The organism is Subdoligranulum sp. DSM 23681 (genome assembly GCF_057005535.1).
Window position 1 is genome coordinate 2,011,678 of the sequence record NZ_CM168050.1, and the last position, 12,047, is coordinate 2,023,724.

Annotated in this window: 7 protein-coding genes; 4 read left to right on the plus strand and 3 right to left on the minus strand. The window is 64.9% G+C overall.

The window, feature by feature from the left end; all coding sequences use genetic code 11:
* Nucleotides 1-69: 69 nt before the first annotated feature.
* Nucleotides 70-3,087, minus strand: a complete 3,018-nt coding sequence (locus tag AC127K_RS09300) for an AAA domain-containing protein (RefSeq protein WP_483720353.1) — start codon at nt 3,085-3,087, stop codon at nt 70-72.
* 243 nt (nt 3,088-3,330) lie between these two features.
* Here AC127K_RS09300 and AC127K_RS09305 point away from each other — a divergent pair, with 243 nt between their 5' ends.
* Complete coding sequence (locus AC127K_RS09305; protein WP_483720354.1) at nt 3,331-5,112, plus strand: S41 family peptidase; 1,782 nt, start codon at nt 3,331-3,333, stop codon at nt 5,110-5,112.
* A 156-nt stretch (nt 5,113-5,268) separates the two neighbouring features.
* The gene (locus AC127K_RS09310; protein WP_483720355.1) at nt 5,269-7,509 is read left to right on the plus strand and encodes a glycoside hydrolase family 95 protein; all 2,241 of its coding nucleotides are present in this window, start codon (nt 5,269-5,271) and stop codon (nt 7,507-7,509) included.
* A gap of 62 nt (nt 7,510-7,571) precedes the next feature.
* Here AC127K_RS09310 and AC127K_RS09315 read toward each other — a convergent pair whose 3' ends face one another.
* A complete protein-coding gene (locus AC127K_RS09315) occupies nt 7,572-7,751 on the minus strand; it encodes a DUF2798 domain-containing protein (protein WP_483720356.1) in 180 nt (59 codons plus the stop codon).
* A 383-nt stretch (nt 7,752-8,134) separates the two neighbouring features.
* Here AC127K_RS09315 and AC127K_RS09320 point away from each other — a divergent pair, with 383 nt between their 5' ends.
* Nucleotides 8,135-10,267 (plus strand): M56 family metallopeptidase, encoded by a 2,133-nt coding sequence (locus AC127K_RS09320; protein ID WP_483720357.1) that lies wholly within the window; start codon nt 8,135-8,137, stop codon nt 10,265-10,267.
* A 13-nt stretch (nt 10,268-10,280) separates the two neighbouring features.
* Nucleotides 10,281-10,673 carry a BlaI/MecI/CopY family transcriptional regulator gene (locus AC127K_RS09325; protein ID WP_483720358.1) on the plus strand — a complete coding sequence of 131 codons (393 nt, stop codon included), beginning with the start codon at nt 10,281-10,283 and terminating at the stop codon, nt 10,671-10,673.
* Nucleotides 10,674-10,736: 63 nt separating this feature from the next.
* On the opposite strand, the gene AC127K_RS09330 is transcribed toward AC127K_RS09325, so the two are convergent.
* Nucleotides 10,737-12,020 (minus strand): hypothetical protein, encoded by a 1,284-nt coding sequence (locus tag AC127K_RS09330; RefSeq protein ID WP_483720359.1) that lies wholly within the window; start codon nt 12,018-12,020, stop codon nt 10,737-10,739.
* Nucleotides 12,021-12,047: the final 27 nt, after the last annotated feature.

The window sequence follows — 12,047 nt, forward strand, 5'->3', positions numbered from 1 at the left end:
GAATCCCGGCAAAGTGCAACGGGAAAAATGTTTCCAGATTTTGCGGTACGGTTCCCGGAGGAAAGAGCCTCACCGACGGTTGAAGTACTGGATCAGGATCTCCTTGATGTAGTGGTAACGGCGGGCGTAGGTGTTGTCCACCCGGATCAGCTCAAATCCGTGCTCCCGGCAGATCTGCGCTTTCTTGCGGTCCCGCTCCTGCACCACCGGGTCTTCCCGGTGTGCCTGTCCATCCAGTTCAATGGCTAGAATGGGGTCCAGGCGGCGGCCTTCCCGCTGGTACACCACAAAGTCGAACTGGTCGGTGCAGAACAGGTCGATGGCGCCGGGATTGTTCTCAAATACCTGGGCAATGGGTACTTCCCGGCGCACCACGCAGCGGCTTCCCGCCGTGAAGACGTTGTCCAGGGCGTGATTCAGATTTTCCAGAAACGCATCCTCGGTCCGGGCGCTGTAGGGTTTGATGCCCAATGCCCGGGACGCCGCCGGTTTGGGCACCACCTCCGACACGCCGCAGGTCTGCACATACCGGTACAGGTCGTACAGGTCGTCATCGGTCTGGCCGGTGTGCAGGCGTTCCAGGGCCTGGGAGCTGCACAGCAGGATCAGCTGTTCCCGGGCCCGGGAGGTGGCCACATTGATGAGCTCCTTGTTGTTTTTCAGCCACTGGTAGGTTTTGGGGCCGGTCTTGTCGGTGAGCGCCAGGGAAAACAGCACCACGTCCTTTTCGTCGCCCTGAAAGACATGCACGGTGCCGCAGCTGACGTTTTCGTAGCTGCGTTCCTTCAGCATCTCTTCAATCAGGTCGCGCTGCCTCACAAAGGGGGTGATGATGCCCACCGAAACGCCGGGATGTTCGGCCAGATACTGGTCGATGACCGCCACCTCGGCGGGAGCGGTGTTCTTTTCGCGGGTGGTGTCCTCGGGAATGTCCAGGTAGACCAGCGGCTGGGGATTCTCTCCCCGGCTGGCAATTTCCAGCTTGCCGTTGTAGTATTTCCGGTTGTTGAACCCGATGATCTTGGGATCGCAGCGGTAGTGGTAGCGCAGCAGGACCTCGTCGCTGACGGCGTCACAGGCCAGAAAACACTTGTAGATGGAATTCTGGATGTAGTCGTATTCCTCGCTCACATGGTAGCGGCGGCGCAGCAGGGCGTTGTCATGGGGGTCCAGCAGGATCACCGGCTGCAGCTGCTGGGGGTCACCCACCAGCATGAGGGATTCTCCCCGCAGGATGGGCACCAGGGACACAGCGGTGTTGCACTGGCTGGCTTCATCCATGATGACCATGTCGAACACCGGTTCCGGGGCGCCCAGGCGCTGGGCGGAAATACAGGTGGTGGCCACAAAAGGAAAGATGCGCAGGAACTTTTTCAGATTTTCGGTTTTGGACAGGTACTGGTTGAAAGCGTTGATCCGTTCCTTCCCGTCTGCCTCACTGTACACAATGTCCAGCAAATCCTTGTTCTTCGGCTCCCCCAGCCGGCGGATGTACCGGGCGGAGGTGTAGTACAGATATTTGAGAAACCCCTCGGTGTCCTGGTCCAGCAGGGCCAGGGCGTCCCCGGTGGTCACGGTCCCCCGGCTTTTGAGCTTCGCCTCCACCTGGGGCAGCTGTCCGGCCTGCAGCTCATACTGGAAATTCAGGTGGCTGCGGGCTTCCAGCAGGCGGCGGATGGTCTCCTTCCGTTCCTGCAGGTCCAGGATCTCCTCGTACCGTTCCAGCAGTTCGGTCAGGCGTCGGGCCTGCTCGGCCCGGCGGGCATGGTTGCGGTCCAGCGTCTTTTCGTAGATGGTCAGGTTCCGGCAGGCCTCATACATCTGCCGGATGTCATCCAGGGCCTTCCCCACACAGCCGCGGTTGCCCAGCCGTACCAGGGGAAAGGGGATCTTCTGGCCCCGGTAGGTCAGATTCCGCAGCTTTTCCACCACACCGTCAATGGGGTGGTTGTTGTAGGAGGCAAACAGCACGGTGCGCTCATTGAAAAAGGCGGTGGTCATGGTGTTCACGATGGTGCTGGTTTTGCCGGTACCCGGCGGGCCCTGCACATAGGCCAGGGGATAGCGCATGGCGTTGTTGATGGCCAGCAGCTGGTCCAGATTGGCCTGGTTGTTGAGCAGTGCCAGGGGAAAGGACTTGTGCCGGCGCGGCCGGACGGTCATCTGGCCGAAAAAGGCCCGGATGGGCGGGGTGGGGCCGGTGCCGTCGGCATTTTCAAACAGATCGGTGATGCCCTTGTATTCCTGTTCCAGGTCCACCAGACAATCCCGCCCGATGGCCAGCAGATAGGGCATGTCATTGACCCGGCAGCGGTTACGGCTGGTGCAGGTGATGCGGTCCTTGATGGCCTCGGCGTTGCGGTCGAAATCTTCCAGCAGGGCATAGTCGTCCGCGTCCAGAAAGCTGTGGGCGCTGATCTTGGCCCCGTCGATGGTGAACTCCCGGCAGATGACGGCGTCCTCGGCGGCCCGCAGCCGGCGGTTGGCCACGTCCAGCAGCAGCGGCCGGTACGCCAGCACATACAACCCCTGGGGTGTGTCCACGCTGAGCAGGTTCATGGCCAGCTGGCGCAGCTGCATGGGCTTGCCGTCCTTCGGGCCCTCCGGCCGGTGCTGAAACTGCCGGACAATGGCGGCAAACTGCGCATCGGTCAGGGCCATGTCCCCGGTGGCCAGCCTGTCCCCGTCCAGATACCGGATCAGGGCGTAGTCGGTCTGATAGGGGGTGTTGTCCAGCTTGTTGCACAGCGCCAGATAGTTCAGCACCCGCAGATTGGCGGCGTTGCCGAACCAGGCCTCATACCGGTGGGGATGTTTCAGGATATCCTTCACCAGGGTTTCGTTCACCGGACACCAGGACCCCTCGATCACCTCGGCCGACAGGATCCCCTCAATGCGCACCAGCAGTTCCTGCACCGTGTGCCGGCCCAGATGCAGCCCGTCCACCGTCATCTGGCCGGTGCGGGGGTTCAGCCCTTTGATGGCCAGCCAGTACCGGGTGGTCTGGCCGCTTTGGTTCCTGTATTCCACCTGCAGCCATTTTCCCTCATGGATGGCCTTGAAGATTGCCCGACAGATCCCGGTCACGGTTGCTGCCTCCTTTTCTGGATGAATCCACGGCAGGGCCGTGTTTCCTTCCATTATAGGAAATATCCCGGAATTTCACAAGGGCCGGCAGCCTGCATAAGAAGCTTTCCACACGGTTATGCAGACTGCCCATTGCCTGTGCCCGGAAAAGAGAATACACTGAAATTGCGGGAGAATCCCGGAAAAGGAAAGCCGGAACAGGCGCTCCGGCGTATACCATGCCCTGCCAAGGAGGGACCGACCATGAAAAAGACCATCCGCAAGTATCTCTGGCTGATTCTGTGCGGAGTGCTGCTGGCTGTCTGCATCGGGGTGCTGGCGGCGAAGGGAGGCGACCCCAACGCCGGGATGCTGCCCCGGGACCTGGACCGGGAATTCGAACACGGGTCCGGCTTTGTGCTGGATGACGCCACCGACTTCCAGAAAGACTCCCTGTACAAGCTGGCCAAGGTGTGGGGGTATGTGAAATACCGCCACCCCTCGGTCATTGCGGGGCAGATCAACTGGGACGCGGAACTTTTCCGGGTACTGCCCTTGGTGGTGCAGGCGGAAAGCGAGGAGGCGGTCAACGCCGTTCTGCTGGACTGGCTGAACCAGTTCCCCTTTGAGCAGGCCACCGCCGAGGCGGCCCGGCCGGAACTGGAGATGCTGGCCAGTGCCCCAGGCACCCAAAACGATATGAGCTGGATCTCCGACCGGGATTTTCTGGGCGAGGAGCTGTGCACCTGGCTGGAAAACCTGTCCCACACCCACGCGGGGGACTGGACCTACGCCTATACCGCCCAGCAAGACGGCCGGGTGGATTTCTCCAACGAAGATCCCTGGCCGGACTTTGACGGCACCGACGACGGCCTGCGGCTGCTGGGGGCCTTCCGGTTCTGGAATGCCTTCGAGTATTTCTCCCCCAACGTGGACATCACCCGCATGGACTGGGACCAGGCCCTGCGCAGCGCCATCGGCGACATGCTGGCGGCACAGGACAGGACCGGCTATGAGCGGGCGCTGGGCCTCCTCACCGCCCAGACCGGCGACAACCATGTGATGCTGGAGACCCCCAACCTGAGCCTCCTGCGCTTTTACGGCAGCTATTGCCTGCCCTGCACCTTCCTTTCCATCGACGGGGAAGTGGTGGTGAAAGCAGTGCCCGCGGACTGCACCGCCCTGCAGCCCGGGGATGTGCTGCTGGCGGTGGACGGGATGACCATGGCCGACCGCATTGCCGAACTCAGTGCGTATTTCCCCCTGCCGGAACCGGACAAGTTCGTCAACGCCCTGTTTTACCCCCTGATGAGCGCGGCGGGGGAGACCTCCCGGGTTACCCTGCGGCGGGACGGGGAGGAAATGACGGTGGAGGTGCCCAACCGGGAAAGCTATTACGGCGGCCCCGCAGACAGGGAAAGCGCCCTGATAGAGGATGGGCGCATCGGCTACATTGCCCCCGGCACCCTGCAGGAGGGGGATCTGGAACAGCTGATGGACACCTTTGCCCACACCGACGGCCTGGTGGTGAACCTGCGGCAGTATCCGTCGGTGGACATCCGCTTCCTGCTGGCCGAATACCTGAACCCCACCCCCACGGCGTTTGCCGTTCTGGAAATCCCCAGTCTGGCCGACCCGGGGCGTTTTTCCCGGATGACCTTCAGCAGCGGGGCGGGGAGCATGGCCCAGCTGGGCTTGTCCGACAGCACGGAACCCTATCCCCTGTACACCGGCAAGGTGGTGCTGCTCATGGATGAGACCAGCCAGAGTCAGGCGGAGTTCACCATCATGTCCCTGCGGCAGGCCCCCGGGGCGGTGGTGGTGGGCAGTCCCTCGGTGGGGGCGGACGGCGATGCCCTGTACATCAGCCTTCCCGGCGGATGCCGCACCCGGTTCACCACCATTGGGGTGCTGACCCCCGAAGGGAAGGAGACCCAGCGGGTGGGATTGCAGCCGGATGTGCTTTGCTATCCCACCGTGGAGGGCATCGCCGCAGGCCGGGACGAACTGCTGGAAAAGGCGGTGGAACTCATCCTGGAACGCTGAGAACAGCTGCTCTTCTTGCCCTGCAAAAAAATGTTGCAGGCCTCGTTGACAAGGGCTGTGCGGCGGCTTATACTCGAATCAAAGGGACAGAACCGGTCGGGCAGGACAGGAGGCCCGACCGGTTTTTTGTGAAAATTCCACCCAAGGAGGAAGCATATGGAACTTTGGTACCGCCAGCCTGCCCGGGTCTGGGAGGAAGCCCTGCCCTGCGGCAACGGGCGTCTGGGCTGTATGGTGTTTGGGCATCCGACGGAAGAGCGGGTGCAGCTGAACGAGGAGAGCGTCTGGAGCGGTCCGCCCATGGATCGCCTGAACCCGGACAGCAAGGCCGCGCTGCCCCAGGTGCGCCGGCTGCTGCGGGAAGGCCATGTGCACCAGGCGGAACAGCTGGCCCTGCAGGCCTTGTCCGGCACGCCGGAGAATGCCCGGGCCTACCAGACCCTGGGGGACTGGTTCCTGGACTTTGCGGACCTGGAAGAACCGGTGGAACAGTATCGCCGCGCCCTGGACCTGGACCGGGGCGTGCAGACGGTGTCCTTTGTCAGCGGCGGCACCGCCTATACCCGGGAGATCTTCTGCAGTGCGCCGGACAACGTCATCGCCCTGCGGCTGAAAGCCGAAGGGGAGGGCCGGCTGCATTTCCGCTGCCGCCTCACCCGTCCGGCGGGGCTGGACAAGGTGGGCCGGGACAAGGCCGCCATCTGGATGGAGGGCAGCACCGGCAACGGTGCCGTGACCTACTGTGCCATGCTCACCGCCGCCGAATGTGACGGCCGGGTGGGGGTGACCGGAGAGTTCCTGACGGTGGAGGACGCTGCCACAGCGGTGCTCTACCTCACCGCCGCCACCGGTTTCCGCACCCCGGACCCCCGGGCTGCCTGCGCCGGGACCCTGGCCGGTGTGCGGGAAAAGGGCTTCGGGAAAGTGGAGGCCGACCACATCGCCGACTACCGGAAATTCTACGATACCATGCACCTGTACCTGGGGGACGGCATCCGGGACGCCATCCCCACCGACGAACGCCGGCAGGCCTGTGCCGACGGGGCCTGCGACCCCGGGCTGGAAGCGCTGTACTTTGCCTACGGGCGGTATCTGCTGCTGTGTTCCAGCCGACCGGGCAGCCTGCCCGCCAACCTGCAGGGCATCTGGAACGAGGAGCTGACCCCGCCCTGGGGCGCCCGGTTCACCATCAACATCAACATCGAAATGAACTACTGGCCGGCGGGCCCCTGCGGCCTGGGCCCCTGTGAGCAGCCTCTGTTTGACCTGCTGGCCCGGTTGGACGCCGACGACACCGGCCGCCGCATGGCCCGGGAAATGTACGGCTGCCGGGGCTTTGTGGCCCACCACAACACCGATCTGTACGCCGACGCCGCGCCCCAGGACCAGTATATCCCCGCCTCCTACTGGGTCATGGGGGCCGCCTGGGCCTGCACCCACATCTGGCGGCATTATGCCTATACCCGGGACCGGGCCATGCTGGAACGGTATTATTTCATTCTGGAAGATTCCGCCCGGTTCTTTGCGGACTTCCTGGAGACTGACGAGGAAGGGTACGCGGTGACCAACCCCTCCGTCTCCCCGGAAAACACCTACATCCTGCCCGACGGCACCCACGGCTGCATGTGCATCGGTCCCACCATGGACAACCAGATCCTGCGGGACCTCTTTGACGGGTTCCTCAAGGCCAGCCGGACCCTGGGCCGGGACAATGACCTGACCCGGCAGATCGCCGGCCTGCGTGACCGGCTGCGTCCCACCCAGATCGGCCCGGACGGCCGCCTGCTGGAATGGCGCCGCCCCTGGGACGAGGCGGAACCCGGCCACCGGCACATCTCCCACCTGTATGGGCTGTACCCCGGGCAGGAGATCACCCCCGATACCCCGGACACCTTTGCCGCCGCCCGCAAGACCCTGGAGACCCGCCTTTCCTACGGCGGCGGGCACACCGGCTGGAGCCGCGCCTGGATCATCGGGCTGTGGGCCCGCCTGCGGGACGGGGAAAAGGCCCACGAGAACCTGCAGGTGCTGCTGAAGAACTCCACCTTCCCCAACCTGATGGACAGCCATCCCCGGCGGGACGGCGCCACCTTCCAGATCGACGGCAACTTCGGCGCCACCGCCGCCATGGCCGAGATGCTGGTCTACAGCGCCGAGGACAAGGCGGTGCTGCTGCCCGCCCTGCCCGCCGCCTGGGCGGACGGCCGGGTGGATGGTCTGCGCCTGCGGGGCAACGCAGGGCTGTCCATGATCTGGCAGGCCGGAACCCTGCAGCAGGCCGTGCTCACGGCGGATTCCCCCCTGCATCTGACCCTGTGCTGCCGGGACAAGACCCGCACCGTGGAACTGGCCGCAGGCCAGACCCTGCGCCTGAACGGGGAACTGGAGACCCTGTAACTCCCACTGACAAACAAAAGCCCCGTACCGTGGCGGTACGGGGCTTTTTGTTTGGCTTTCCCTCAGTGCTTGGCGGCGGATTCGGCCAGCTGCTTGCGGAAGATGGCGCGGAAGATCAGCCGGGTCAGGGGACCGGCGAACAGCAGCTGCCAGATCAGGGCGGTGGGCATGTTCAGCCCCCAGGTCTGCACCCAGGTGCCGAAGCTGGGCTCCTTGAACAGCAGGGTGGTGATCGGGCTCACCCCAGGGAACTGATGAACAGCCCCACCAGAAACACAAGATACCGCTTTGCTTTTTCCAACATCTGCATCTACTCCTTTTTTAACCACACGTCTCGTCTCGTCGGAAAAAAGAGCGCAAAAAAACAAGCCGGCAAAAACGCGGCGGGCCGCGAATTTGTCTGACTTGCAGTTTCAGAAACCAAATTTGTTGCGCTCTGAAAAATATATTTTTATTGTAACGCCGCCGTCCCGGTGCTGTCAAGGGAAAAATTGGCATCCTGACCAAAAGAAAGAGGACTTTCTTGGGCAAAGAGCGGATTGACAGAGGATTCTCTACAAATGTAGAATGAAACCAAGGAAACCTTCTACTGTTGTAGAATATACCGGAAGGGAGGCATCCCCCTATGACATCCGCACTCCGCCAGCTGTTTTTGAATTACCTGGTCCAGGGCTGTGTACTGGGCCTGGGGGCGCTGGCCCTGATGGGGGCAGCCCCCGGGCTGCTGCGGCGGTATTCGCCCCGGTGGTTCTGCCGGGTGTGGGCCGTGCTGGCTGTGCTGCTGGTGCTGCCCCTGGGCAGTCTGCCCGTCCGGCGCCCGAGCGCCCCGGTACAGCTGCATACGCCCGCAGTCTGGCAGGAACCGCTGGCTGCCCCGGCATCCCCGGTGCAGCAAGACTTACACACGATGGAAGCGGTGGAACCGGCCCCGGCACAAGCTGGCGAACCATCCGCCCCGGCGGCCCCCAAGGTTCCGTCCCTGCCCGACCCCCTGACCCTGCTGGCCGGGGTCTGGCTGGGCGGTGCAGGCCTGTTTCTGGTCTGGCAGGGGAGCGGCTACCTTGTCTGGCGGCGTCGGGCTTTGCACGCCGCTCGTCCGGCGGAGGGCAGCTGGGCCGATGCCTGGGCCCTTGCCTGTGAAGCCGTGCCCCTGGGCCGCCCGGTGCCCCTCTGGTGTACGCCTATGGTACGGGGGCCGGTCACGGCGGGACTATGGCGGCCGGTGGTGCTGGTGCCGGAGCAGGACCCCGGGCCGGCCGCCGCCGGGATGATGCTTCTCCATGAGCGCACCCACCTGCAGCGCCGGGACCTGTCCCTGAAAGCCCTGCTGCTCCTGGCCCGGGCGATCCACTGGTACAACCCGGCGGTGGGCTTTCTGACCCGGCGGGCTGTCCGGGACATGGAGGCTGCCTGTGACGCCCAGGTGGTGGCAGGGCGTGACGCGGTCTGGCGGGGGGCCTACGGCGAAGCCCTGCTGACCGCTGCCCGCATGGAAAGGACCCCGGCCCTCACCACCGGGTTTTCCTGGAATGGCCGGGCGCTGCGCTTCCGGTTTGCCCGTCTGTGGGACCGGGCACCCCGCCGCCGGGGCCGGCTGGCCCTGGCGGCCGTGGGGCTCTGCGGGGTGCTGGGGGTGGGGCTCATCGCCTGTACCCCCGCCGAGACCGAATCCACCGCCGCTGAGACCGCCCCCGCTGTTGTGTCTGCGGCCACCCCGGCGCCCACCCCCACCCCGGTGCCAGACCGCAGCGGCCGGGTGGAGCGGGACCCGGCGCTGCTCTCAGCCACCCGGACCTTGCTGGCGGCCCCGGTGCCCGGGGAGCTGGAAAAGGTTTCCTACCGGCTGTACAGCGGCACCCAGCTGGGAGACCGGGTGGACCTGGCCATGGCGGACGGGGAAGGGGGCGTCAGCTTCTGGCACAGCGAGGACCGCGGCGCCAGCTACACCCAAAGCTCCCTGGACCTGACCCCGCTGCTGGGGGACGGGCCTTTCCGGGTGGCCAACTATGAGTGCCTTGCCCCGGACACCGCCTTTCTGGTGATTGCCCGGGAAGCGGAACCTACCCCCGGATATATAACCGACGTCAACCTCTGCTTTTTGCGGAAAAACGGCGGGGACTGGCAGCTGATGAGCGAACAATCCTGTCCGGCGGACACCGACCTGGGCGGGTGGCACACCCAGCCTTTCTTCTGGATGAACGAGAATGTGGGCTTCTGGACGCCCCACACCGACTACCACGCCCTGGACCTGTGGCGGACGGTGGACGGCGGGGCCAGCTGGGAGCGGCTGGACCTTTCGGCCCTGGAATCCGCCATCCCTTATACCGATATCCCCGGCCTGCACACCTGCTGGGCGGGGGCGGACCAGGAAAATCCCGGCCCCGGGCATCTGCGGGTGCACTGCAACGCCGTGGAAGGCAACAACACCATCGACCAGCTCTTCTGGCTGGTGAGTGAGGACTACGGCGAGACCTGGCAGATCCGCCCCGACGGCGAGCAGGCCACGGCCGAAGCCACGCCCGCCGCGCTGCCTGCCCTCTGCCCGCTGTGCGGCGGCCCGGTGGAGACCCGGGCGGTGGATACCCGGGAAGGCGGTCTGGAAAAGCGCCCCTGCATCCATAAGGTGTACGGGGAGGATTATATCTACCCGAATTACACCGTATATCAGGGAATTTGTACCCAGTGCGGTGAGTGGCAGAGCGACACCTGGCAGGAGCCCAACGGCAGCCAGCGGCTGGTCTGCCACGGATACCAGTGAAAGGAGCATCAGCATGAAACAGCAGCCCAAGCGTCTGCCCGACGCGGAACTGGAAGTGATGAAAGCCCTGTGGCAGGCACAGTCCCCCCTGACCCGGGCGGAACTGGAGGCGGCTCTGGCCGCCAACGGCTGGGCGGGCACCACCCTGCTGACCCTGCTTTCCCGCCTGGAAGGCAAGGGATATGTGACCCGGGAGCGGGAAGGCCGGGGCTACCGGTACAAAGCGGCCCTGACCCGGCAGGACTACCTGCCGGTGGAGAGCCGCAGTGCCCTGGGCCGGATGTTTGCGGGCAGCGCCCGCAACCTGGTGGCGGCCATGGCCGAAAGCCACGACCTCACCGACGCCGACATCGACGAGCTGGCGGCCTACCTGGCGGAACTGAAACAGCGCCACGCCGCCGACTGAATCTTGCATAAAAAGGCCAGCCGCCCCCGCCGGAAACCCCGGCAGGGGCGGTTTTTGTTTCTGTTACAGGGCCATGGGCATGGCGCAGGTGATCTCCTCATAGTTGGGGTTCCCGGCCCAGAAATCGGCCAGGGAGAGCAGCCCGATGCGGGCCTGGGCCTGCTCCATCTCCACGGCGGTGCCGTCTTCGGCCACCGAGCTCACCGGCACATAGTTCACCGCAAAGGTGCACAGCACCTTGTCCCCCACCACGGCGGCCAGGTCCAGGGGGCGTTTCACATCTCCGGCCATGTAGGAGAGGGGCAGGGGCGTCAGGGTCCCGGTCTCCGGGTCCAGGGCGTAGCGGTCGGTGACCATCTCCGTGTGCCATCCGATGGCGTTGACCAGCAGCTTGCCGTCCAGCACCGGCATCCGGCTGTCCAGGCTCACCAGCTTTTCCTCGTCGCCGCTGCCCACCGCAAAGGGCCACTCCAGGCTGACCTGCCCGGAACTGCCGTCTGGTTTCAGCCATCCGGCGGCGCCGTTCTCTGCCATCCACAGGATGCGGTCCCCGTCCACCGCAAAGCTGCGGGCGGGGGCGGCGTCGGTCCAGCTCATCAGGTCGGTGTAGCTGCCGTCGGTGGCGTACAGCCGCAGGTGCCGGGCCCCGGCGCCGGAAGGATCGGTCAGGTCGTAGCAGACGCAGAGGATGCCCTCGTCCATCACCCCCACCATGGTGTGGTTGGTGGTGGTGAACAGCCGCTGGGCCTCGCCGCCGGTCACCGGGATCCGGTACAGCCCGCCGGACAGGGCCGGGTCCTCCGGGTCTTCCTCGGTAACGCAGAAATACACATACTCTCCGTCCCCCATGAGCAGGGTGTCCCCCACCGAGAGGTAGGCGGTGGCGCTGCCCTCATACAGCAGCTGCCGGTCGGAACCGTCCCGGGCGGTGGTGTACAAGACCGGCCAGTAATCCGGGGAACGGGCCGCCATAATAACCAGACGGTCCTCATTGAAGATCTTCACCCCGTACAGGGTCTGGCCTTCGGGCAGGCAGGCGGTGCAGGTATCGGAATTGTGGGTGCACGCCGGATCGGCGCACAGGGGCGCGGCGGTCAGGGTGGCGTAGTCCACATAGTTCAGCCGGGACAGCCCCGCGTCCAGGGAGGACCCGGCGGAGTAAAAGCCCTGGGCGTCCCCGGAATCCAGCACATGCAGCCCGGTGGAGGCAGCGGTTTCGGTGACCGTTGCCTCCTCTCCCTGGCCGGAGGTGGCTTGGGCGGTGTCGGGGGTAGTCCCGGATGGGGCGGCCCCGCAGCCGGTGAGCAGGGCGGCGGCCAGGACCAGACAGAACAGGCGTTGTTTCATGGGTGAACCCTCCTTGTGTTGATCTGC